This is a genomic window from Tamlana crocina, from assembly GCF_012037625.1.
Genome location: NZ_JAAVJS010000240.1, coordinates 1 through 449, shown reverse-complemented (window position 1 = coordinate 449; position 449 = coordinate 1). Strand labels below are relative to the sequence as shown.

The window sequence follows — 449 nt, the reverse complement described above, 5'->3', positions numbered from 1 at the left end:
AAACCCTTTCATATTTTAATTCTTCAAGTTGAGCAATTAGATTTTGCTCTAATATTTGTTCTGACTGCGGCATTGGGGGAGCTGTAATTATCCGTTATAAGATCGACCTTTTAATATTCTATCTGCAAATGGTTGAAAAGCTTTATAGAATTTCTCCATATTAGAAGCAAACCATTTTGTTCGTTTTTCCCAATTTTCTTCATTCTGAAACTCGCCGAAATCTTTAAAGAATTCAGGTTCAGGATATTCAAATTTTATTTTTGAAGCTTTTCTATTTTCACCACCATCAAATATCAATTCATGACCAAATCTGTCTTCGATCTCCTTTTGATGCTTTTTAAATTCTTCAACAATTTCATTTTCGGGATCATTAGGGAAGTATAGTTCAATTCTGTTTGTTTTACGGCCTATGCAGAAATTATAACGGCCAGCACCTCTAATAAAACCAA

1 protein-coding gene is annotated in these 449 nt (G+C 32.5%); it reads right to left on the bottom strand.

Annotation, left to right across the window (positions count from 1 at the left end):
• Window positions 1-87: 87 nt before the first annotated feature.
• Window positions 88-449: DUF4268 domain-containing protein (locus HC176_RS16505; protein WP_167920091.1), on the bottom strand; the 362-nt coding region annotated here is incomplete at its 5' end.